General features: G+C 61.3%; 14 protein-coding genes and 3 pseudogenes. 4 read left to right on the plus strand and 13 right to left on the minus strand.

Annotated features, from left to right (window positions below; genetic code table 11):
* Positions 1 to 163: 163 nt before the first annotated feature.
* The 11 genes and pseudogenes from MJO58_RS22425 to MJO58_RS22475 form a co-directional block, all read right to left on the minus strand.
* On the minus strand, positions 164 to 1,762 hold the full coding sequence (locus MJO58_RS22425) for a benzoate-CoA ligase family protein (RefSeq protein WP_239721009.1): 1,599 nt from the start codon (positions 1,760 to 1,762) through the stop codon (positions 164 to 166).
* Positions 1,763 to 2,276: 514 nt separating this feature from the next.
* Positions 2,277 to 3,824, minus strand: a pseudogene (gene paaZ / locus MJO58_RS22430) (phenylacetic acid degradation bifunctional protein PaaZ); the annotation flags it as partial.
* 162 nt (positions 3,825 to 3,986) lie between these two features.
* The gene (locus tag MJO58_RS22435) at positions 3,987 to 4,832 is read right to left on the minus strand and encodes a 3-hydroxyacyl-CoA dehydrogenase family protein (protein ID WP_259608771.1); all 846 of its coding nucleotides are present in this window, start codon (positions 4,830 to 4,832) and stop codon (positions 3,987 to 3,989) included.
* Between the two features lie 26 nt (positions 4,833 to 4,858).
* Positions 4,859 to 4,999: a hypothetical protein gene (locus MJO58_RS22440; RefSeq protein WP_239721010.1), complete on the minus strand. Its 141-nt coding sequence runs from the start codon at positions 4,997 to 4,999 to the stop codon at positions 4,859 to 4,861.
* A 237-nt stretch (positions 5,000 to 5,236) separates the two neighbouring features.
* Positions 5,237 to 5,578, minus strand: coding sequence for a ferredoxin (gene fdxA / locus MJO58_RS22445; protein WP_239721011.1), 342 nt, complete (start codon positions 5,576 to 5,578; stop codon positions 5,237 to 5,239).
* Positions 5,579 to 5,598: 20 nt separating this feature from the next.
* Positions 5,599 to 6,627 carry an NAD(P)/FAD-dependent oxidoreductase gene (locus tag MJO58_RS22450; protein WP_239721012.1) on the minus strand — a complete coding sequence of 343 codons (1,029 nt, stop codon included), beginning with the start codon at positions 6,625 to 6,627 and terminating at the stop codon, positions 5,599 to 5,601.
* A gap of 90 nt (positions 6,628 to 6,717) precedes the next feature.
* Positions 6,718 to 8,139, minus strand: a complete 1,422-nt coding sequence (gene boxB, locus MJO58_RS22455) for a benzoyl-CoA 2,3-epoxidase subunit BoxB (RefSeq protein WP_239721013.1) — start codon at positions 8,137 to 8,139, stop codon at positions 6,718 to 6,720.
* Between the two features lie 4 nt (positions 8,140 to 8,143).
* The gene (boxC, locus tag MJO58_RS22460) at positions 8,144 to 9,868 is read right to left on the minus strand and encodes a 2,3-epoxybenzoyl-CoA dihydrolase (protein ID WP_239721014.1); all 1,725 of its coding nucleotides are present in this window, start codon (positions 9,866 to 9,868) and stop codon (positions 8,144 to 8,146) included.
* 549 nt (positions 9,869 to 10,417) lie between these two features.
* Positions 10,418 to 11,296 (minus strand): PaaX family transcriptional regulator, encoded by an 879-nt coding sequence (locus tag MJO58_RS22465; protein ID WP_259608722.1) that lies wholly within the window; start codon positions 11,294 to 11,296, stop codon positions 10,418 to 10,420.
* Positions 11,297 to 11,348: 52 nt separating this feature from the next.
* Complete coding sequence (locus MJO58_RS22470) at positions 11,349 to 12,134, minus strand: enoyl-CoA hydratase/isomerase family protein (protein ID WP_239721016.1); 786 nt, start codon at positions 12,132 to 12,134, stop codon at positions 11,349 to 11,351.
* Between the two features lie 68 nt (positions 12,135 to 12,202).
* Positions 12,203 to 14,722 (minus strand): DUF3376 domain-containing protein, encoded by a 2,520-nt coding sequence (locus MJO58_RS22475; protein ID WP_239721017.1) that lies wholly within the window; start codon positions 14,720 to 14,722, stop codon positions 12,203 to 12,205.
* 1,032 nt (positions 14,723 to 15,754) lie between these two features.
* Here MJO58_RS22475 and MJO58_RS22480 point away from each other — a divergent pair.
* From MJO58_RS22480 to MJO58_RS22490, 3 genes and pseudogenes are all read left to right on the plus strand, one after another.
* Positions 15,755 to 16,204, plus strand: a complete 450-nt coding sequence (locus MJO58_RS22480) for a tyrosine-type recombinase/integrase (RefSeq protein WP_239721018.1) — start codon at positions 15,755 to 15,757, stop codon at positions 16,202 to 16,204.
* Positions 16,205 to 17,123: 919 nt separating this feature from the next.
* Positions 17,124 to 18,342: pseudogene (istA, locus tag MJO58_RS22485) on the plus strand (IS21 family transposase).
* Positions 18,342 to 18,506, plus strand: a pseudogene (locus tag MJO58_RS22490) (AAA family ATPase); the annotation flags it as partial. The pseudogenes istA and MJO58_RS22490, both read left to right, overlap by 1 nt.
* Before the next feature lie 419 nt (positions 18,507 to 18,925).
* Here MJO58_RS22490 and MJO58_RS22495 read toward each other — a convergent pair.
* Together MJO58_RS22495 and MJO58_RS22500 are read right to left on the minus strand one after the other, a co-directional pair.
* A complete protein-coding gene (locus MJO58_RS22495) occupies positions 18,926 to 19,900 on the minus strand; it encodes an amidohydrolase family protein (RefSeq protein ID WP_239721019.1) in 975 nt (324 codons plus the stop codon).
* Between the two features lie 498 nt (positions 19,901 to 20,398).
* Entirely contained in the window at positions 20,399 to 21,265 is an 867-nt protein-coding gene (locus MJO58_RS22500; RefSeq protein WP_239721021.1) for a TrmB family transcriptional regulator, read from the minus strand.
* 242 nt (positions 21,266 to 21,507) lie between these two features.
* Between MJO58_RS22500 and MJO58_RS22505 the strand changes: the two genes are divergently transcribed.
* Positions 21,508 to 22,518 carry an LLM class flavin-dependent oxidoreductase gene (locus tag MJO58_RS22505; RefSeq protein ID WP_239721022.1) on the plus strand — a complete coding sequence of 337 codons (1,011 nt, stop codon included), beginning with the start codon at positions 21,508 to 21,510 and terminating at the stop codon, positions 22,516 to 22,518.
* Positions 22,519 to 22,552: the final 34 nt, after the last annotated feature.

The following is a 22,552-nucleotide window of genomic DNA, read 5'->3' on the forward strand; positions in this document are numbered from 1 at the left end:
GCTCGTTGTGAGCCTCAGGCAAGCGGATTTCGGAGCCCACTTACCAAAAGCCCTGGGGAACAACGCACCTCCCAGAGGTGGCTCCGCCCGAGCTCGGGCGCTCCCGGCGCCCACGAGATGTTCAACCGATAACGACAGTGCTAGAGAACGCTTCTATCGGTCGCTAGGCCGATACTGCGCCGTCTGTTAGGACATTGGCTACCTGTTCGCGCAGTAGGTTACGGCGAACCTTGCCGGTTGGCGTCTTCGGGAATTGGTGCACTACTACCACCGCCCGTGGACGTTTGAAGGCCGCGAGTTCTTGGCGGCACCAATCGATAAGCTCTTCGGCGTCCACTGACCGGCCATCCCGGGCGACTACGCATGCAACCGGCTTTTCCAGCCCAGCGGCGTCTGGCGCAGCAACCACCGCCGCTTCGGCAACGCTGGGATGCTTCAGTAGCCGTTCCTCAACCTCGGCAGGCGATACCCAGATACCGCCGGCCTTGAGCATGTCACCACGACGGCCCAAACAGCGGTAGGAACCGTCACGACTTTGAACATAGGCGTCGCCGGTTTCAAGCCAATCCCCCTGGAACACTTGACGCGTCGTCTCAGCGCGACACCAGTATCCGGAAGCGATGGAAGATCCCCGAAGATATAGGGTGCCCGGCTGCTCGGGTGAATCAATCACGACACCGTCGTCATTGCGCAGCTGGACTTCATAACCGGGTACGGGTACACCCGATGAGCCGGGGACCACGTTGCCCGGCCTGTTCGACAAAAAGATGTGTAACGCCTCAGTCGATCCGATGCCGTCTAAGATTTCGACGCCAAATCGCTGACGTATCCTCCGGTAGAGGGTCGCCGGCAGGGGTTCGCCTGCCGAAATACCCAGGCGCACACTCGAGAATGTGTCGGGGTCTGGGTCGAACGCTAGCATCGAGGAGTAGAAGGTCGGCACAGCAAAGAACAATGTTGGTCGCGTGGTGCGGATCCTCTCGGCGAAGGCGGCCGGTGTTGGGCGCTGGCGCTCAAGAATCGTCGTTGCCCCTGCTGATAGAGGAAAGAAGCAGGTATTGCCGATTCCGTACGCGAAGAACAGTTTCGCTACCGACAGGCACCGGTCCTGGGGTCGAATCCCGAGGATCCCGACTCCGTAATTCTCGGCAACCAACCGGATACTACGGTGACGATGCATCGCAGCCTTCGGCGTTCCCGTCGTGCCTGAGGTATATAGCCATAACGCGGGTGAGTCGTCCCACGTGTTGTATGGCGCCAAAGTCGGCTCCACGCTGGCGAGTACGTCCCAGGGGTGTACCTGAACGCCGACCGGGATATCGCCTGTCACCACGTCGAACACCACATCGGTGATCTCAGGCGCGAGCGCGACCGCCGCGGACACCGCTGGGGCGAATTCCCAAGAGGCACAGAGTACCTTTGCCCGCGAATCGGCGAGCAGCTTGCCAAGCTCAGTGCCGGTCAGCATCGTTGACACCGGCGCCGGGACAGCGCCCAGATACATGATTCCCAGGATGGCCGTGAGTAGTTCGACGTCGTCTGCCATGCACAGCATGACCCGCTCTTCGGGTCGCACACCTAGCCGCTGTAAACCGGCCGCGACCCGATGAACAGCCTCGGCGAGATCCGCGTAGGTGAGCGTGCGCTCCGACGTGATGACGGCTGTGCGGGAACCGCGGCCTTCACGCAGGTGGCGATCCACCAGGTGCTCGGCGGCGTTGAAACCCACGTGCAGTGACGGCGCGGGCAACGTGGAGTCCATCAGGAAGCTTCTCCTAGATCGTCCGCCGAACCGATCGTCGTCGATTCGGGATGGGGGTCACCTTGCCGCTGCCCCCGCGCTACTAGTGCGGACATGCGCCGCCGGGGAATCCTTGATGACCGACTGCTGTCATTAGTTGTTCCTGTCCTTGCCCAACCTGAGGTAACTTGTTACACCTAATTGCAAGCCGCCAAATTTTTGTAGAACAATGTCTCGGTTCCGGCCAGCGGCAGCGCTGTGGTGCGCGCCGCCATGCGGACGTATTGCGAGAAGCCAACGATTGCCTGGCCCACCCAGATACGTCGCCGTAGAACCGGACACCAGCGCATCGTGCCAACACCGACCGGCGGGACCGCCAGCCCATCGCCGAATTGCACTGAGGGCCGTTGTCTGCGTTGCGTTTCCGGCCCCACTCGGTGGCCTTGCGGGGTACCTCTCCGGATCGGAACTTCCTTCGGTTCGCGTCCAACCGTCCAGATCACCAGAGAAAACGCGTCGCTGTTCACGGCGTCTCCTGCGCGAGACTGTTTAGCAGTGCCAGCGGGCCTTGTATTGCGGTGCGCTGCATGTGATGCAACACCGCGCGGATGCCGCCAAGCTCCTCGCCACCACCGGCGCGCCCTGGTCCGCCGTGCACGGTATGCGGCAGCGGCGACCCGTGGCCGGTGGATTCGGCGGCATCGTCGCGGTTCAGCACCAGCAGTCGGCCGTGCCATGGCGCCACGCCCAGCACAATGTCGCGGACGAAGTTCATGTCGTGGCTGACCAGTGACCCGGCCAGGCTGCCTGCACCGCGACCCGCCAGTTCGATCGCATGCACAGTAGCGCCATACGGGATGAGGGTGGTGACCGGACCAAAGGCTTCGACTTCGTGGGGGGTGCCTGCATCGGGGTCGGTGCAACGCAGCAACAGCGGTGGCAGAAATGCGCCACGGTCGGCGTCGGCGTCGATCAAGTCGACATTGTCGAGATCGCCGTAGACGACTTCGCATTCACCTGCCAGCGTGCTCACTGCACGGCGAACGTCGTCACGCTGCACCTGACTTGCCAACGGGCCCATGTCGACATCGTTGCGGGCGGGGTTGCCCACGCGGACCGCTGCGAGGCGTTCGCGCAGCGCCTCAGTAACGGGATCTAGCAGTCGCTGCGGCACCAGAGCACGCCGGATGGCGGTACATTTCTGCCCAGCTTTGACTGTCATTTCTGTGACGAGTTGCTCGATGTAAAGGTTAAACTCAGGAGTGTGGGGTACCGCGTCGTGGCCCAGGATAGAGCAGTTCAACGAGTCGGCTTCGGCGTTGAAACGCACGGCGTTGGTTACCACGGCCGGATGTGCGCGTAACGTGGCAGCCGTGGCGGCCGCACCCGTCACCGAGAGTAAATCCTGGCCGGAAAGCCCGCCGATCAGATCACCGGGCGGCGCGCACAGAAGTTGCAGCGCCCCATCGGGAAGCAGGCCTGATTCAGCGATCCGCCGCACCACAAGCTCGGTCAAGTATGCTGTCTGGGAAGCCGGCTTGACTATGCTCGGTACCCCCGCCAGAAATGCGGGCGCGAACTTCTCTAACATGCCCCACACCGGAAAGTTGAAGGCGTTGATCTGCACGGCGGCTCCGGTCAGGGCGGTGTAAATGTGTTGCACCCCAAAGGTCCCGGATTTGCCAATCCATTCAACGTCACCGTCGAGCAGCGGACCGACTGGCGGCAGCTCCTGGTTGCCCTTCTTGGCGTATATGAAGAGCACTCCGATTCCGCCGTCGATGTCGACAGCCGAATCACGTTTCGTGGCACCAGTTTTAGTGGAAAGCGCGTAGAACTCCTCACTGCAGGCGTTGAGATGCTTGGCCAAATCTTTGAGAATGGCTGCGCGCGTGGCGAAGTCGAGCTTGCCCAGCGAGGGTGCGCCGACGTGTCGCGCGTAGTCGAGCACGCCCTCGACGTTCAGGGCCTTCGTGGCGATGCGGGCTATTTCAGCTCCGGTTGAGGCGTCGTGGAGCGGACGTCCCTGGTCAGCGGGCGTGTACCAGCGACCGAGGAGGAAGCTTTGCAGGAGTTCGCTCATAGGAGTCCTTGCCTTGTAGGGATTTCCGGAATGTTGGGCCGATACAACGCTGCTCGCGTTGGAACGCAAACGACCATGCGGGGTTGGTGGGCAATAGCCTCGAGTGCTGCCTGGGTAGGATTCTCCGTTGCGGTGTGAATTGTTAGCCATGTTTGTGCACGCCTACCAGGTGTAAAAGCCACGGCCAGTTTTGCGACCAAGCTCACCGGCGGCCACTTTTTCGAGCAGAATCTGGGGCGGATCGAACCGGGGTCCATAGGCCCTCGCGAGGTTGGTGGCGATGTCCAGACGCACATCGAGGCCAACCAGGTCGGTGAGCTTCAGTGGCCCCATCGGATGTCGGTAGCCCAATTCCATTGCGCGGTCGATGTCCTCAGCGCTGGCGATGCCAGCTTGGAGCATGCGCATCGCCTCGAGCGCGATCACGACGCCCAAGCGGCTGGTGGCGAAGCCGGGCGCATCGTCGACGACGATGCGGCTTTTGCCGATCTGTGTCACCACCTCCTGCGCGGCGGCCAGCGTGGCGTCATTGGTGTGGCGACCACGCACGATCTCGACGAGTGGCATCGACCAGACCGGATTGAAGAAGTGCAGTCCGAGAAAGACTTCCGGATGACAAAGGGCGCCGGCCAGCTCACCGATGGCGATACCGCTGGTGTTGGTTGCTAACAGGGCGGGTCGGCGATGTTCGACCTCGGCGAGGACTACCCGTTTAAGTCCGGCGCGCTCGGGCACCGCCTCGATCGCGAGGTCCAGCGAGTCAGGCAAGTCGGAGATCGCGGCGACGAAGCGCAGCCGGCCTTCCAACGCCTCATGCATAGCAGGGTCGAGTTTTCCGCGCGCGCGTGCCCCGGCCGCCTGGTCGGCCAGCACCGTGCGGGCTGCTCGCGCCCGCTCGAGATTGGGCTCTACGATAGCGACTTCGCTACCTGCGGCAGCGAACACGTAAGCGATGCCGACGCCCATCGTCCCGGCGCCGACGACGCCGACTGTCTGAACCACAGTGATTTGACCCTCCTCGCACTACCACCGGGCTAGATATCCAGCCCGTCATAAACCTTCGCGGCATTGCTGTTGACACCTCGCAGCTCCGTGTCGGGCAGCCCGATCTGCTCACCCGCGTCGGTGTCGTGTGCAGTGCCCCAGCCCCATGCCAATCGGTGCCGGAGATCCAACTGCCCACCAAGCGGGCCAGATGAAAGTTGGCGTAATAGTCGGGGCAACTTGCGTCGCGCGAGCCCGACAGATCCAGACAGACATTTGGGGTTCTCAGAGCTAGGACTGCCGCGGTTTCGCACCACCAACCCAGGCCCCCTGGCGCGAAAACCAAATTGGGTGCAACGTCCACGATGCCCTCGAGTAGCCGCTGCGGATCGCCGCAATTGGAGCGCGACGCGGGAAGGATTGGAGGTTCAGGCGGGTTTGGCATAGGCCTGTACGAATTCGGTGTCGACGCCGATTGGGCCAGTGGTTGCCGATCCACCTGGCGCGCCTAGGGTTTCGTCTCGATCTGGCAGCGGCTCGGTGAAGAACCTCAAGGCGTCGCCGACGAACTCCTGCTGGTCCTCAGGTACCCGCCGATCCTGGGTGATGGCTTGCACGGGGCACACGGGCTCGCAGTTTCCGCAATCGATGCACTCCAGTGGATTGATATAAAGTTTGCGGCCACCTTCGTAGATGCAGTCGACGGGACATTCCTCGATGCAGGAGCGGTCCATCACGTCGATGCACGACTGGCCGATTACGTATGGCATAGGAAGCTTCCTTTCTGGCCTCAGGCGGGTATTGCCGCGGGGGCCGTGTCGGTGGAATGTCCTGGGAATAATGGCAGTTGGGGGTCGATGTAATGCGCCGCATTGTTGACCGCTGTGGCGGCCTCGCCGAAGCCGACGGCGATCAGCCGCACCTTGCCGGGGTAGTCGTTGATGTCCCCGGCGGCGAAGATGCCCGCAAGGGTGGTCTGCATCGTGGAGTCGACGGCGATGTGGCGTCGATTGTGGATTTCGATCCCCCACTCCAGCAACGGACCCAGGTTGGCCGTGAAGCCCAGGGCAGCGATGATGCGTTGGCAGCGGAGTTCATGGACGGTGCCGTCATTGATGGCGATCTCAACGCCGTGAATCAAGCGGTCGCCGTGGATCTTCCGGATCTGCGCGTTGGTGAGTATCTCGACCTTGGCTGCGGTGATGGCGGCGACCGTCGCTGGGTGGGCGCGGAAGGTGTCGCGCCGATGCACCAACGTGACTGAGCGGGCGATCGGCGTGAGCGCATGGGCCCAGTCGAAGGCGCTGTCGCCGCCGCCAGCGATGACCACGTCGGTGTCAGCGTAGTCGTCAAGGCAGCGTACAAAGTAGGCCAGGCCCTCGCCGGTGTAGGTCTGGGCGGCGGGCAGCGGACGCGGCGTGAACTTGCCGATGCCGCCGGTGACGACGATCGAACGGGCGTGCACGATCAGGCCCGTCGAACTGGTCACTGTGAATGTGGCTGACGATTCGCCGTTTTCGTGGCGCTGAAGGTGGTGTGCTGATTGACTGAGCAAATACACCGGATCGTACGGTGCTGCCTGCTCGATGAGTCGCTCGACGAGTTCGCGTCCGCGAATGGCGGTAAAGCCGGCGATGTCGAGGATGTGCTTTTCCGGATACATCGCACTGACCTGGCCGCCTGGCTCGGGCAGCGAGTCCATCACAGCCACCGACATGCCGCGAAAGCCGGCGTAGTACGTGGCGAACAGCCCAGCGGGACCAGCGCCGATGATAAGAATGTCGACGTTGGCCGCGGACGGTGTTTCTGCGGCGGGCATTGCTACTCTCCTGCTCCGTTGGGGCCATCCTTTGATTGGCGGTGCGTCGGTGCGCGTAGACGTCTAAAACCGGTGCACCGCGACGCTTGTTCAGGCCAGGTGGACGTAGTCGTATTCGAACGGTTGGCCGTTGATTCCTTGCACGGGCGGAGCGACCCAGCCGGCGATCTTGCCCGGCTCGTAGACGGGTTGCATCAGCGACCGCACGAAGGTTAGGTCTTCGTCGGTGGGTAGCCATTTGTTTTGTGCCTGCTTCCAGGCAGCCTCGTCCAGGATCGTGCCTGTCGGGCTGATGTGGTGATCTGCGTACACGCCGACAGCCCGGTTGAATCCGACATGCGGAAGGGCCAATTGGAAGTCGATGCCGTAGTCGGAGAGGATTTTGTTCCATCGTTTGATTCCGCTTTGGCAGTCGCTGATGTACTCCCCACGCAGGTCGAGGTTCAGCGCCAGCAACGCTGACAGCTCCTCTTTGCCCCACGTGCCGTCGCCGTTCGGGATGTCGAGGAATGCGCTGTCGTCGACCAGCAGGTGGTCGTCGCTTCGGCGCTCTTCCTGCCAACGTCCCTTCAAGCCGGCCGTGAAGTAGTTCGCCGCATTGGTCGAAGTCTCGCTACCGAACAAATCCAACGACACGCTGTAGTGGAAATTTATGTATTTCTGGATGATCCCCAGCGGAACACCACCGTGCCGCGCGATATCCATGGTGTCGTGTTCGCGAACTAGCTCGGCGCTTCGGGTGACTACACGGTCGACTCCGGTGGTGCCGACAAACATGTGGTGGGCTTCTTCTTTGAGCATGAACTCGCAGGTCCGCGACAGTGGATCGAACGCACTTTCCTTTAGCGTGCCCAGCTGATACTTGCCATCGCGGTCGGTGAAGTATGTGAACATGTAGAACGCTAGCCAGTCGGCGGTTTTCTCATTGAATGCCCCGAGGATGCGTGGCGAGTCCGGACTGCCGGAATTGCGATACAGCAACGCCTCTGCCTCCTCGCGACCCTCCTTGCCGAAGTAGGCGTGGAGCAGATACACCATCGCCCACAGGTGGCGGCCCTCTTCTACGTTGACCTGAAACAGATTTCGCAGGTCATACAGCGACGGTGCCGTCAGACCGAGCAACCGCTGCTGCTCGACCGAAGCGGGTTCTGTGTCGCCCTGCACAACGATAAGTCGCTGTAGGTCGGCCCTGTGCTCCCCGGGAATCTGCTGCCAAACGGGTTGTCCCTTGTTCTCACCGAAGGCAACACGGCGATCCGGCTTGGGTTCGGCCAGAAAGATGCCCCAGCGGTAGTCGGGCACGTTGACGTGGCCGAAGTGCGCCCAGCCTTCGCGACCTACGGCTACCGCGGTGCGCAAGTACACGCCATGCGTTTCCAGAGTGGGACCCATCTCGCCCCACCAGTTCAGAAACTTCGGCTGCCAGCCCTCCAACGCGCGCTGCAGTCGACGATCCGACGACAAATCGACGTTGTTGGGAATTTTGTCTTCGTAGTTGATTGATGTCATCATGGTTTCAGACCCGCTTCCTGTCGAAGGTTGCCGATTTGCCCGTACCGTAGCGTCGCAGCGCGCCTTCCGGGCCGGAGGCGTTGGGGCGGACGAAGATCCAGTTCTGCCAGGCCGAGAGTCGGCCAAAGATCTTGGTTTCCAGCGTTTCAGGTCCGACGAATCGATGATTGGCCTCCATGCCGGTGCACGCGTCCGGCGAGAGCGCGGCGCGGCCCTCGATAACAAGTCGGATTTCGTCTTCCCAGTCAATGTCGTCCGGAGCGTCGGTCACCAAGCCCAACTCGTTGGCCTGCGCGGGTGTGAGCGAATTGCCGATCTGTTTGTCCCGCAGCAGGTTCAAGTGATCATCATGGCCGTAAAACCTCGACTCAAGTCGCGAAAGGCCGTTGCCCATAGGGAAGACACCGAAGTTAGACACAGTTATCCGTAGGCTTGCCCGCTCCTCGCTGTCCTGGTCCTCTAGGCGAGGTCCGTCGAGGATGTACTGCCGATCACAGGCCAGTGCGAGTTCGGTCAGCATTCCGGAAAAGCAGCTGCCGGGCAGGATCTCGGCGATGAGGCTCCTGCTGGTGACGTCCAGACGCTTGAGGACCCGTTTGTAATACAGCAGGATCTCGTTGGCCAGCCAGTGTTCATCGTCCAGAAGTAGTCGCTCATACTCGTCGAGCACGCCGAACTCTCCTACTGTGCGCAAGATCCAGGTGCCGATGGCAGTTTCGTTGGTGCGCAGGCGCAGGATCAGATCGTCGAGTTCGCGAGTGACTGCAAGCGGCCAGAAGTCGCTGCCGAGTTCGACGGCCGAGCTCATATCAGCTGGCGCGGCAGCACGAGGTCCGCTCACGGTGATCGTCACCGTGGCGTTGGCGCGGTCGAACTTGGCCGTAACGTAGTCGTAGGCAAGGCTGTCGGTGCCTACGACCCGGCTCAGAGGCCTTAGCGTGACGCCTCTCGCATTCGATGGACGCCTTGAGCGGGAGGCGAATTCGACCGCACGGGCGTGCACAGTCTGCTCGAACTGCCGCGGCGCGGCTAGTTCATCCACCAACCCCCAGTGCACCGCGGTCTTGCCCCGCACGCCATCGGAGCGGGTTGCGAACACGTCGGCACGGTCCTTGCGCACCCGCCGCTTGTCTACCACTCGGGTCAGCCCGCCGGTGCCTGGCAGCACACCGAGAAGTGGCACCTCGGGCAGGGAAACCGCCGAAGAGTTGTCGTCGACGAGCAGAATGTGCTCGCAGGCCAACGCCAACTCGTAGCCTCCGCCGGCGCAGGACCCATTGACTGCCGCGAGGTAGATTTGCCCCGAATGCGCTGAGGCGTCCTCCATTCCGTTGCGTGTCTCGTTGGTGAACTTGCAAAAGTTCACCTTCCACGCGTGTGGCGAGGCGGCCAGCATGCGGATGTTGGCGCCGGCACAAAAGACCTTTTCCTTGCCGCTGGTCACTACGACCGCCTTGACTTCGGGGTGCTCGAATCGCAGTCGCTGGGTAGCGTCATAGAGCTCGATATCGACGCCGAGGTCGTAGGAGTTCAGTTTGAGCTCGTAACCGGGAACGAGCCCGCCATCCTCAGCGACATCGAGCACTAGCCATGCCACCTCGCCGTCGAGGCAAAGGTTCCAATGCCGGTACCGATCGGGGTGGGTGTCGAACGAAACCTCGGGTGACGGGGGCGTGTCGCCGAGCTCCGAAACATCGGACCTCTGCTCAACGTCGGTCGTAACTGTCATCGGTTCCTCCTGGGATCGGTAGAGCGTCCAGTTAGATCAACATACTACATATTTATGTCGCAACACAATAGTTATGTATAATATAAAGGGATGCTCGATCTGCTTCGGGGGAGTCGAGATACACTGCGGCAACGTCTAATAAGGGGTTAGGGCGGCGTAGCGAGGTCGGGTCGAGCCGCCGAGACCGATTTAGCTCCGACAGCTTGGTGGCCAATCTGCGGGGACGGTATGTGTAATGCCGGAGTTCCGATCAGGTTCGGTGCGCACGTGCACGCGATCTATGGCGTGGGCCCCGGTGCGTCTCGACCAATTTAGTCGTTTCGCGTCGTTAGGCCTCGTCTTCGGCTGAAGCCTCGCCGAAAGTCTCAAGCTGTCCCACCGGTACCTTCGTCACTGTCGGCACGTTGCGCCCCAAGCGCTTTGGCCTGCGCCGGATTGTTGCAGGACGCAGGGATCCGCGGCCAGGGTGCTGAATTTGTCGCCGGCCTGGCCCGGTTACACGGCGATCGCGGTCGGTAGCAACAATCCCTTATTGTGCTCGCCGGCCGGTCAATCCGCGTTGGCCGCGGCCAATTGGCTCCATCTCCTGCGGGCGGGTTCACGCCACTCAGCGTGCTTGGCCTCAAAGAGCGACGTTGCCGCGGTGCCGCTCCAGTGTGGGGGGAGTAGCACTCGCGGCAATTGCGGATCGAGAAACGGAAAACGGCGCCATTCATGAACCAGGCGGATCTGCGCAACCAAAATATCGTCGGCCGATCGTGGCTTCAAACCGGAGAAATCCTCAATGAACTCTCGGTAGTGGCACTCAACCTCAGCAAGGTCCCACGCCGCCAACACCATGTCGCTTTGATTCCCCAGCGCGCCGTACTCGGACACGAACGACAAAGCCTTATCCGATAGGTCGAGCCCTTCAAGGATTGCCTTGGCCTCGGCCGCCGCTTCAGCGTGCGGCGAAATCCACACGCCAGGCAAGGGGGAACCAAAACCCGCCCAGCTCAATTGGGTGCGCACTTTGTGCCGTAACGCGCGCATCGATTCCGGGATGGAAATCAAGACAACCAGCCACCGGCCGTCCCAGGACAATTCCCGGGAGCCGAACGAATAGATTCGGTTCGCGCCTTCCTCTAACAGCTCACGGCCAGCATCGGTCAGCGACCACCGCACTCGCCGGCCCACCCGATCGGAAGTCAACCAACCTTCGGAGGCTATCCGGCCTAGCGCCTGCCTGGCCGAGCCTTCCTCCACTCCAACCAGCCGGAGAGAATCCACAAGGGTTGCCGTCCATACAAGCTGGCCGAAGGGCAAAACGAATTCACCGAGGATCGTCATCAGCAGCGAGCGCGCACTGCCCTCCCCTACCTCGCGGCGCCTACTTAGCGCGGGTGTCGCTCCTGGCGAATCACCGCCACCGTCCGGCGCTACCGCCACCTGCAATCCTCACTTGTCGCTGTCCCAACCGATACATGAAGTGTCTCACCGATCACGCGTGCCGTGTCTCCCTCGCACGCTTGCTGTTGACGAATGCGCCCATTCGCTGAAACTTTTCGGCATCCTCGAACAGCACTGCTTGCGCCAACAAGTCGACGTGCGGATGGGCTGCCGCCGGCGCATCGACGGTGATCTTGGATAGCCGCAGTGCCTTCGCCGAACTCATGACCATCGTGTCGACCACACCATCGGCGGTTGAGAAGAGGTCCTCAGGCTCGGTCACGGCCAAGACTAGTCCGTGGCGCAGCGCATCCTCGGCGTCGAGCGTGCGGCCGGCAAGGAGAATCTGCTTGGCCACGCTCTCTCCGAGTAGCCTTACCAACCGAAACGCTGCGCCCGCCCCGGCAAGAATCCCTAGCCTCGGTTCGGGCTGGCCGAACTTTGCCCGCGCGCTAGCCACCCGAATGTCACACGCGTACGCTAGCTCAGCTCCGCCGCCCAATGCCCAACCGTCGATTGCTGCCACAGTTGGCATGGGCAGAGAACGGATACGCTCAAAGAGCCTGAGGTTAATACCTTTTAGCGCATCATCGCTGCGGCGGTCAAGCAGTTGGCGAATGTCGGCGCCGCCAGCGAAAACTCCGTCGCTGCCGCCCGTCAGTACCAGCACCTTCGGATCCGATTCCAATTCGGCGCACAGGTCGTGCAACTGCTCAACCATTCCAGCGTCAATCGCGTTGCGCTCTGCTGGGCGATGCAACGTCACCCACGTGCGGTCGACCCGGCGATCAACGAGCACAGAATCCCCGTCCACTACGTCAATCCGATCGCTCGCCACCAGACTAATATTAGACGATTTTGTGCCCATGCGACAGAGATTTGTAGACTAATGCCGGGCGTCCTGCCCTACGTACCCACGTCCCGAGTCTCGTCAGGTGAGCCAACCTCTGCTTCTGTTTCATCCGGGCCTCGTGATTTTGTGCCAGAACGATCGCGTGGCGGAGCGTCGTGGCGTGACGTCTGCGCGCGACGGCGCCGAGCATGGTATCGAAGTTCTGAGGGTAACTTCCGGCCGAAGACACGCAGTCCGATTCCTGTCGCCCAGCGGACGAATCTTGCTGTTCGTTTCAGCTTGGGAGACCGCCTGTCAGATGTGGGGAGGATGTGGTCCGCCTGACTTATTGTCCAGTCTGGCTGCAGCACCACCCGTAACCAGAATCCGGGCTTCCCCCATTGGTGCGATAGAGCCCATAGGGTGTCCTCGAGCTTGGCGAGTGACTTAGGTTCACGTCGAAAGTCGTTGACCAGCTGCGCATTCTCCACTTCGTATGCTTCTATTGCGCCTTTGGCGACGGCGTCGGGATCGGTGTCTTCGTCGGCCAGAATTCCGTCGATCAAGTCGCCGATAAGACGTTGCGCCTCAGCGGTATCGACGCCTGCCGTTGCTAGCAACTGCCTGCTGAGCTCGCTGGCAACGTCGAGTCGACCCCATAGCCAGTCGTGGTGCCGGCCGCGCTCGCTGGCAAAGGCGCCGAAGTGCCCGAGACGCTGTCCGTACAGCTTCTTGATTGGCCAATCCGATTGGCTAGGAAGATTTTCGAGCGGAATTCGGGACGCAGGTGCGGCTGCGGGCGTCACGTTGTGAAAGCGAAGCTCCGGCACGTCATAGTCTGCGCCGCCCCAATCTCGCCATCCGCTAAGGACTTCCACGCTCACGACGAGATCGAGTAAATCCGATGCCGAAACGTTGACAACCGCATCGTGGATCGCGTCGACAGCACCTTGCATGATCGTTCCGAGACGCACCGACAGTGACCCGCAATCAGATCCGTAAATTTTCTCAAGCGCTGGTGACCCGGTGGAGTACACACCACGCAGGTTGCGCAGTTGCACACTCGAGCTCATCACACTGGCTTTTTGGCCAGCGACAGCCGCGCGAATCACTTTGCCAAGCGCAACGACCTCGTCGAGCGCAGCGGCGACGATGGGCATTGCTTGTTCGATCCCAGCGGCAAGGGACTCGTCTGCCCCGGCGTGGAGCCTTGAGAGAGCCTGTCCATACCATCGAAGACAACGGTCGGCCCCGGCCGCACCCCAATGCCAGGAACCCTCTGACAGGGGTGGAAACGCTTCATTTGGCATACCAGGGACGACATTGGGGTCCAGGCTGGGCTCTGGTGGCGGCTGCAGCTTCGACGTCTGGGTTTCGCCCGACACCGCATACAGGTATCGCTCAAATGCCTCCGCTCGTGCGCGCCGGTATCGCTCGAACATTAACTCGACGGCCTGCTTGAGGTTGCTCAGGTCCTGGGTGTTTGGGCTCGCTAAGAATGACGAGATCATCTCGTGCGCTTGCGTTCTCGTCAGGCTCATTTCCTCGAAGATCAGATGCAGCGCGTCCAGGTCCAGACGCGCATCGGGCTCGCGGATCGCCGATAACACCGAGGCCAGTGTCTGTTTGATCGTCGGGGTGCCGGTGGCCGAAGACGCGGCACCGGCCGGTTGGCCGACGCCAGGTGTGATGTAGAGCATGACGCGGTCGTGTGGCTCGCCTATGGGCCGTTCCCGTAGCACGTCCAGCAATGGTTCGATCGGTGCGTTGTCGAGGACGCCGCCGTCGACCAGCCAACTGGGCCCGACGCGCGTGTCCTTGGGCACAACACGACGAGACTTCAGCTCTGCGGTTTCGTAGACGGGCGCGAACGCCACCGGAAACGACGCCGAAGCTCTCGCCGCCAATGTCAGTGCATCTAGATTCTGGTTGTTGGCCGTGAAATCGAAATGGTTGTGTCCCGACACCGCTCCGCGGATGGTGCTGCCGGACGCAGGAGATCGCCCATCAGGCGGCAGCTTGCGATCGAACTTACACACGCGCCGTCCGTCGCGCTGCGACATCGCGGCACCACTTTCTAGAGGCGTTTGCACCACCGTGCTATCCAAGGCGGTGGCGGTGATCAAAAGCGTGCAGTCCTGCGCGCGATCAGAATTGTCCTGCATCTGTGCGAGCAGCTCTTTTACCTGACTCTTGAGATAGTCGCCATCGAGAACGGAATGCGCGCCCTGCGGGTGTTGACGAACGAGGCGGGAGACGCTGAGAGCAGCTGTTTGCGTCCACACCGTGCGCATCAGTGGCATGTCTGCCCCCTTGGCGACTGCCGCGGCGAGCACTGTGCCGTTCAGACCGCCCGCACTCGTTCCCGCAACCAAGTCCACCACTGCTGTGCGCTTCGCTGCCTCGAGAATGGCTCTCCACGGATCCACGTCCCCGGCGAGCTCGGAGTCCGGCGCCTGCATGGAGGCAAGACGGATTCGATTCAGCTCGTGGATGACACCACCCATCCAGACAGCTAGGCTGACCCCTCCATTGAGGACCACGGCATAGCGGATCTGCTTGTGTGACCTAGCCGCCGGTTGCTGTGCCGTCATAGTCACCTCCGGTCTGCGTACCGTGTCCCTCCGCCCGCTCATCCTGACATGAGAGATCACCGCCGACCATGGCGTCGACTCGCGCATCTGCCGCCGAAGGACCAACGCGAAGGACGACTCGAAACTGTCTGCTGCGCGACTCTGGATTGCCAGCCCGCCGGTTCTGCGTCGCGGTACCAAACGGGTTTAGGCGACTGACCCGGGTTCATGCGTCCGCGCTGGAACAGCTCGCGCCGTGCCTGTGGGTGAGCGCACCTCCCCCACCTTACGGCTTCCATAGCCAGCCAACACGTCTCGGCCAAGGTGACACCGACCGACAGCCCACGCATAGCCCACCGGGGCCGCGCGCCGTACCGACGCCGGCCTTGAGCTGCGCAACCAGGAGATAAGTCGGCTGGTAGGGAGCGAGCTCGTCTGGCTGAATACACTCACCCGTAGGCCGGATGAGCCACGTCACCTCTGCTGGTGCGCCGCCCCGAACGGTGGGCTTGTGGTTGAAAGTGCCCGGTGGGCGCAACACGTCGTTGTCGGAGATTTTGGAATCGACCGCCCCAAGGTGAGCACCCAAAGCGCGGCATAGGGACTCGTGTTGATGCGGCGGAACGGATTTCGCCAACTTGACGTGCGCGTGGCCGTTGCCAGGTGATCCCGAACCCACGCTGAAGTCTCCCGGCAGCGCGGACACCTTCCTTATATCGAGCAGTCTCAAGAATGATATCGAGCAGTCTCGAGAATGCTTTCGGTGTGTTACGCCAAGTCCTGGGGCGCCGCGGTCGAGGATGGTCGCATCCCCCGCAATCCGTGCGACGGGGTGAAACTGCCTAAACGACACCACGCAGACCGCGGTTACCTCACGCATGCACAGGTGGCCACGCTGGCCGGTGCCGTCGACCGCGAGGCAGAGGTTGTCCGGTTCTTGAGCTACACGCGACTCGGGTGGGGCGAAATGGCAGCCCTTAGAGTCCAAGACTTCGACATGCTTCGACGTCGGGTGAACGTATCGCGCTCCGTCACCGAATCCGGTGGGCTGCAGTGGAGTACGCCGAAAACGCACGAGCGCCGATCCGTGCCTTCCCCGCCGCGCTCGCCGACGAGCTTTCCGCGCTAATGACGGCGAAGGACCGAGACGCATTGGTTTTCACCGACCAGCGCGGCGGCGTCCTGCGAAACTCCAACTGGCGAACACGAGTCTTCGAGCCAGCGGTAGAGAGGTGCAAGACGACTGACGGTAGCTTTCCGTCGATCACCCCGCACGACTTGCGACACACGGCGGCCAGCCTGGCCATCAGCGCCGGGGCCAACGTGAAGGCTGTGCAGCGGATGCTGGGTCACGCCAAAGCGTCGATGACGCTAGACGTCTACGCCGACCTATTTGACGAAGATTTGGACGCGGTAGCAGTCGGTCTGGACGAAGCGATTCGAGCCGCTGCGGACCAGTTGCGGACCGAGCAGTCCAAGAAGCAGAAGGCAGCTAAAATCTAAAATGGTCTTAGCTGCACGAAAATCAAGTGGAGCTAAGGGGAATCGAACCGCTGTTTCGACCAGGCGAAATACCGGTTTACCTGGATGTTCGTTTCATCTCGTTTCAATCCAGTCCTGTTTGTTACCTGCGGTTTTGTTTTCGAGCTTGACGGCGTTAAGAGCGGCCACCAACCGTAACGCGTCCTGCCCAGGGCCCCTATGCGCCCCACCGACCGTCATGTCGTTCATGCCGAGCCCGGAATCGCCTAGCCGGTTGGCGACGTGACGATGGTGAACCTTAAGCAGCGCGGGGCCGCGTTTCAGCTGATCGGACAACTACGCGAAAGGCAAAATGACGCAAGACGACCTTCGGTTCCGTGGAAGGCATTGGTGGCGTCAACACGTAGCCAGCATAAAACCGGGGAACGTTGTGCGAATGGTCGACCGCCTGCCTCCGTTCGGATCTACACCGCATGCAGGGAAGCAGTTTCCATGTACCGGAAGCGGTCCTCGAGGACGCTGGGGGCGATAGACCTCGCCCAGCCTTAGAACCCAGGTGGCGAACGATGGCGAAACCAGACAGGTTCGATGGTTGGTCGACGGTTTGCGACGGCTGGGCCCCGTTGCGGCATCGGAGCACCATCGCCATGGAGGAGGTCGGCGACCAGGACTGATTGGCCTGCAAGCCATCTATGGTCTTCGTAGCGCGAATAGAGGCACGAGGTTCCTGTCTCGACTCTTCGCGCCTACTATCTCTAGACCCAGCATGGGATTCAGAAGTTGCGGGGACACTTCTGATTTTGGTCCGGCATTGCCATGGATGGGACAGTTCTGATCAGGCTCGGAGCCGCTGGGCACCGAGAAGCTGTCGGTTCCGGTCGAAAAGTGAGCAGGTGATTCCGGTCGAAAGTGAGCACCCTTCGATTGGAGAGTGATCACTGTGGTGGATTGGGCCGAGATTCGCCGGCTGCATCGGTCGGAGAAGTTGTCGCAGGCTGCGATCGCGCGGCGGCTGGGTCTGTCACGAAATGCCGTGGCCAAGGCGCTGTGTTCGGATGGTCCGCCGCGCTATGAGCGGGCAGCGGTGACGACCTCGGCAAGGGCGCAAATCGAACCAGCGGTGCGGACGATGTTGAGCCAGTATCCGACGATGCCGGCGACGGTGATCGCCCAACGCGTTGGCTGGATGGGCGGGCATTCGTGGTTCGCGGAAAACGTGGCGCGGATCCGCCCCGAGTACGCCCCGGCTGATCCCTGCGACCGGTTGGTGCATCTGCCTGGTGAGCAGGTGCAGTGTGATCTGTGGCTGCCCGGTCGGGTGATGCCCGACCATGCCGGGGTGCTGCGGTCGTTTCCGGTGCTGGTGATGGTCGCCGCCTACTCGCGGTTTATCGCCGCGATGATGATCCCGTCGCGGATCACCGGGGATCTTTTGGCCGGCATGTGGCAGCTGCTTTCGCAGTGCATCGGCGCGGTTCCTCGAACACTGTTGTGGGACAACGAGTTCGGTATTGGTCAACGCGGCCGGCTCGCTGAAGGAGTGGCCGGGTTCTGCGGAGTGCTGGGGACCCGGCTCATCCAGGCCCGACCCTATGACCCCGAAACCAAGGGGCTGGTGGAGCGAGCCAACGGTTATCTTGCGACATCGATTCTGCCGCGCCACCGCTTCGTCTCGGCGCACGAGTTCAACAGCCAACTGGCTGACTGGCTGGCGCAGGTGGCCAATCCGCGCAAGCACGCCACCACCATGATGATCCCTGCCCAGGCTTTGGGCACCGATCAGCAGACGATGGCAGCGCTGCCGCCTCTGGCCCCGACCACCGGCACCACGACGACCACCCGGTTGAGTCGGGACTACTACGTCAACATCGCCGTTACAACGCCTATTCGGTGCATCCGGAGGCGATCGGCCGGATGATCACCGTGAGCGCATCACTGGATCGAGTTACGGCCCGCTGCGCAGACCGCGTGGTTGCCGATCACCAACGGCTATGGGGAACAGCAGGATTGGCCTCAGACCCCGAACATCTGGCGCGGCGGCGACCATGCGCGAGAACTTCCGGTACCGACCACCTGCCGGTACTCACCTCGACATCGAGGTCCAAGTCGCTGATCTGGGCGCCTATGACGCCGTGTTTGGGACCGGTGAGGTCGCCTGATGGCCCCCAAACGCGCCCCTGCTCCCGGTGAGGCCGACAAGCTGATTGCCCACCAAGCCCGGCTACTCAAAGCCCCGCGCATCGCCGCCCACTACGGGCGGCTAGCCGAGCAGGGCCGCGCTGCTAGCTGGTCATTGGAGGACTACCTGGCCGCCGTGCTTGCGTGGATCCAACGCCCTTGAATCCCAATCGCAAATCACCAGTGCTCATTTACGTCCCATTTCGAATATCGTGACGCCGCATTGCTGTGGCCCCAATCGAAAGACACCTGGATGTCTTGGCCAGTTAGACGATTCACCCGGCGGCCTCGCCAAGAGCGCATGCGCGCCGTCAAGCTGACCCGTCGCCACCACGGTTGCCTGTCTTTCGTCCGGGTTGTTCACGCGGGCGATTCGTGCCGACACCGCGGCGAGCGGCGGCGGCCTAGATAGGTCGTCCCGCATTGCTTTTGGCGTGCGCTTAGCAAGGCGAAGCTTTTGAGCGCCGCGCGGATTCGAGAAGCTGCCTAGCATGTGGTCAACTTCGCGGCTTCGTGCCATCTACAACTCAGTCCCGGTGGGCTTATCTGCAAACCAAGCCCGCTTCACGGATGAACCGGCTTGACATTCAGCAGAGACTCCGCGTTGCGGAAGCAGATTTTCTCGCGATCAGCCTCACTTAGCGGAGCATTCGCGATGAATTCACATGCCTTGCTGATGCTTTCGAAAGGATAGTCGGTGGCGAACAGAATGTGGTCGGCACCTAACGCCAGGATCGAGCACAGCAGCGGCGCTGACGAGACCGCACCACTTGTTGTGACGAACAAGTTGCGACGCAGATAGTGGGAGGGATACTCGAGCTGAAGCTCGATTCCATGTCGGTTATGAAAATCCCACCGTGAGTCGAGCCGCCACAGTACGTAAGGCAATCCTTCGCCCATATGCCCCAGCAGCAGTTTGGCGTTCGGATATCGATCGAAGACTCCTCCGAACACCAATCGCAGTGCGTGGGTGGCGGTATCAACTCCCCAGCTCCACATCGGTCCCTCGAGCTCTGGGTGACCAGAGAACACGTGGGATTTGTCGACACCGTTCGCCGGATGCAGGTACAGCGGCACGTCAAGGGCTTCCGCGCATTCCCACACCACGGACAAGCCCGGATCGTCCAGATAGACGCCTTGGGTGTGCGCGTTGACGAGGGCACCGCAGAGACCGAGTTGTGTCACGCCGCGTTCCAACTCGTCGGCTGCCTTCCCGGGATCTTGCAAAGCCAACGCGCAGAATCCGGAGAATCGGGTGGGATGCTCAGCGATGATCCCTGCGAGGAAATCGTTGACCGCTGTTGCCTTCGCGGTGGCAACCTTGGCGTCGGGCTCGGCCTGCAGACCCGGAGCGGTCAACGACAATACCTGGACATCCAAGCCGGCCGCGTCCATGTCCGGCAGGCGCTTCTCGGTGAAATCGGCTAGCCGACGACTTGCCTCCGCCCACGCACGCGTGCTGGCGATCGCCTTCGTGCTGGAGCTATAGTCCGCCAGTTCGGGGGTGAAGAAATGTTCTTCCAATGCGATTTTTCTCAACACTTCTCCTCACGCCGTGTCAGCAATCCTGCGCCGAGTTTTCGGCACGTTCGTCGTTGTCCGTGGGCGCCACCCACTCCGCGACGGCGGCGATCCGGATTGACCTCAAGCACGACATCACACGACCCGAACGACTTAATATTTCACCGTAATTCGCCAAGGCATCGGATTCGGGGCCGAGTGCGCCGACGCGGCCGCCGTGCACCGCCATCCACGGTCACTACCTCGTGGTGTCTTTGAGGCTATGGCAAATGCCCTGTGAAATACCAACGATCGTTTTAGATGGCGCAAATTGATGTGATCAATTGTTCGCGCCAGAACTTACGAGAGTGACAGCACGTAACTACCCGATCCGCCGGAACGGACGCGCCCGAACACGCCCGGCGACAAAATCGACTAGCGCATTGTCGTGCGCACATCAAGAGCACGATGTCCCTAGCCCCACTCAACGGCCACGGCCCAGGAGCAGGCCCGGACAGCACAAACCAGACTCACAGGTCAGCTCGCCACCGGCCTGCCCGGGCCTGATCGACGGCGCGGCTCGGCCTCGGTCGGCGAAAAGTCGCCAAGCCGCTCCAGCCCTGAACCGTATAGGGCCTGCAGTTCCCCGCGCAGGTCGGTGTATATTCGCTGGACAAAAATATCGTGGCGGATGTAGAGCTTGATTACACTTGCCAACGTGCGATCGTCGGCCACCAGCCCTTCCCAGGAATGCCCGTCGCGTGCGGTAGCCCACATCGTACGTTTCGAGTCGACGGTCATAGCGACGTGATGAGCCTGGTGGTGGGGATAGACGAATGCCTCCGTGCTGGCGTGCCGAAATACAGGTCCGGCATGTTTGAATGGTCGTTTTCCGAAATGGACAAGTATAACGTGGACACCCCGCCGCTCGGCGGCAATGACTGCCTCTGCCATCGGTTTCAATTCGTCCGTGTGGCCGGACAGATAGACCTTCGTCGTGGCGGCGTCAAGCAATGTGGTCGCCTGGTTGAGTACGGCTTGGCGCGACGCGATCTTGGTCATCGTGCACACGGCAAGCTCTTGGTGACCCTCTACGAGTTGATCCGCTTCGCGCCGTGAACGATCGATCAGTGACGCAAAGTCTGACTGCGCCTTATCAAGAACCTCGGCGGCGGGCACGGGCGCGAATCGTGCGGGATCGTCGCCGATACGGATTACGACGCCGCGCCGTTCGAGGCGCCGCAGCGTCTCATATGCCTTGGGTTGCGGGACGCTTGAAAGGTTGGCAAGCGAGTAACCGGTCTGCTCGCCGTGCAGAAGCAGGCTTACATAGGCTTGCGCCTCGTACTGCGTAAACCCAAGCGGCCGAAGCGAATCGACCATTGCGGCTTCACTCGTTGTCATACACGTCTCCCTCAATGTAGGCCCTCGGCGGAGGGTCACCGGCGGAGCCTGACCCTCCCCGCCTGCGGCTTGTCTACTAACTACGATTGTAATGAGCCGCGTGACATGGTCAATCGCCCAAGGCGCGAACGGGGCCCTCGTTGCTTATTAGCGGTAGTCACTACTATGGTAGGTAGCAGTGCGCTATCATCGGTGCTGGCCGCCTGATTCTGGCGGACCGGCGGGCAGAGAGGAAGAGCCTGATGCCACACAACATTGGCCTGATGCTTCACACAGCGGATATGAATTTCGATGAGATCATCCGCCTGGCTCAGCACTGTGAAGCCAGCGACTACCACGGATTCTGGCTGACCGAGGAGAGCGGCAAGGAGGCCTTTGCCGTTCTCGCGCTATTAGCCCAGAATACCGAACGAATTATTCTCGGTACCTCGATCGTCAATTTCTACAGCCGAACACCGATGTTGCTGGCTATGGGGACACGTACCATTTGGGATCTTTCTGGAGGCCGGTTCCACTTGGGGCTTGGCACCGGAGGTATTGGCTTTATGACACAGGGCCACGGCATCAAGATCGAGCGGCCGATTGCTCGTTCAAAAGAGGTGCTCGAGATCATCCGTGGATTTTTGTCGGAGCAGAGGTTCAGCTATGACGGCGAGTGGTTCAACGTCGACAACTTTCACCTACGAGAAGGCCCTATTGCAGAACATGTGCCAATCTACCAGGCTGCGCTCGGGCCTAAAATGATTGGAGTTGCGGCAAAATATTATGACGGTTTCATCAGTAATTGGCTGACGCCGCAATCGTTGCAGAACTATCGCGAGATGATCGCCAAAGGCTGCGCGCAGGTTGGCCGCGATCCTTCAGAGGTTAAGCTTCTGGCGCTTGAGATGGCCGCACCCGATAATTCTTCCGAAAGTAGGGATGCAATGCGTCGCGGATGTGCGTTTTATTGCGCATCCCCGCACTACGAGCACATTGCCGAGATCAGCGGCCTAGGTGACGATTTCCGTCGGGTGAAGGAAGTATGGGAGACGCGTGACTACGCCAAAGCAGCGTCCTACGTTTCCGACGAGATGCTCGAAACGTTCACGCTGACCGGCGACAACGACGCATGTAAGCGACGGATCAACTGGCTATTGTCCGAGGGCGTTTACCCAATAATCTACCCCGTTCCGCGGCATCACCTTAAAGCCGAGGATCACTTCACCACCGCCGACCGCGTCATTGAACTCCTGGAGGGCAGTCACGTATGACCGACGCTGTGTGCGCAATGACGCGGCGTTCTTT

This window comes from Mycobacterium lentiflavum (assembly GCF_022374895.2).
In the GTDB taxonomy this organism is placed as follows: domain Bacteria; phylum Actinomycetota; class Actinomycetes; order Mycobacteriales; family Mycobacteriaceae; genus Mycobacterium; species Mycobacterium lentiflavum.